The 1,438-nt window shown below is 57.4% G+C and carries 1 protein-coding gene; it reads right to left on the bottom strand.

Features of this window, described 5'->3' with window-relative positions:
• Positions 1-1,438, bottom strand: a 1,438-nt coding sequence (locus ASU00_RS25890) for a hypothetical protein (RefSeq protein ID WP_330219546.1), incomplete at both ends; no start/stop codon positions are given.

A 1,438-nucleotide genomic window follows, 5' to 3' on the forward strand; every position in this document is an offset into this window, starting at 1 on the left:
TCCTTGGAATCCTTGAGGTCCAGTGGCCCCTTGAGGCCCTTGGAATCCTTGAGGCCCAGTCTCACCTTGAGGACCCTGGAATCCTTGAGGCCCAGTCGCCCCTTGAGATCCCTGGAATCCTTGAGGTCCTTGGAATCCTTGTGGTCCCTGTTCCCCTTGAGGACCTTGGAACCCTTGAGCTCCAGTCTCACCTTGAGGTCCTTGGAATCCTTGAGGACCCTGGAATCCTTGAGCCCCAGTCTCACCTTGAGGCCCTTGGAACCCTTGAGGTCCCTGGAATCCTTGAGCCCCAGTCTCACCTTGAGGCCCTTGGAACCCTTGGAACCCTTGAGCTCCAGTCGCGCCTTGAGAACCTTGGAATCCTTGAGCTCCAGTCGCCCCTTGAGCTCCAGTTGTACCTTGAGGTCCTTGGAATCCTTGAGTTCCAGACGCCCCTTGAGGTCCCTGTTCACCTTGGAACCCTTGAGCTCCAGTCGCGCCTTGAGAACCTTGGAATCCTTGAGTTCCAGTTGCCCCTTGAGGCCCTTGGAACCCTTGAGTTCCAGTCGCGCCTTGAGGCCCTTGGAACCCTTGAGTTCCAATCGCCCCTTGAGGTCCTTGGAATCCTTGAGGCCCCTGTTCCCCTTGAGGTCCTTGAAATCCTTGGCCCCCAGTGGCCCCTTGAGAACCTTGAAATCCTTGAGGTCCAGTTTCCCCCTGAGTCCCTTGAGGCCCTTGTAATCCTTGAGTTCCAGTCGTACCTTGAGGCCCTTGTAATCCTTGAGCTCCAGTCTCCCCTTGAGGTCCTTGGAACCCTTGAGTTCCAGCCGCCCCTTGGGGCCCTTGTTCACCTTGAGCTCCAGTCGCCCCTTGGGGCCCTTGTTCACCTTGAGCTCCAGTCGCCCCTTGAGGCCCTTGGAACCCTTGAGTTCCAGTCGCCCCTTGGGGCCCTTGTAATCCTTGAGTTCCAGTCGCCCCTTGAGGTCCTTGTAATCCTTGAGGCCCCTGTTCACCTTGAGCTCCAGTAGCTCCTTGAGAACCTTGTAATCCTTGAGCTCCAGTTGCCCCTTGAGGCCCTTGGAACCCTTGAGCTCCAGTTGCCCCTTGAGGCCCTTGGAACCCTTGAGCTCCAGTTGCCCCTTGAGAACCTTGTAATCCTTGAGCTCCAGTCGCGCCTTGAGGCCCTTGGAACCCTTGAGCTCCAGTTGCCCCTTGGGGTCCTTGGAATCCTTGAGCCCCAGTCGCCCCTTGAGGCCCTTGTAGTCCTTGAGTTCCAGTCGCCCCTTGAGGCCCTTGTAATCCTTGAGTTCCAGTCGCGCCTTGAGGCCCTTGTAATCCTTGAGTTCCAGTCGCCCCTTGAGGTCCTTGGAATCCTTGAGTTCCAGTCGCCCCTTGAGGTCCTTGGAATCCTTGAGCCCCAGTCGCGCCTTGAGGTCCTTGGAACCCTTGAGTTCCAGTT

The sequence above is a fragment of the Peribacillus muralis genome, assembly GCF_001439925.1.
GTDB lineage: Bacteria > Bacillota > Bacilli > Bacillales > DSM-1321 > Peribacillus > Peribacillus muralis.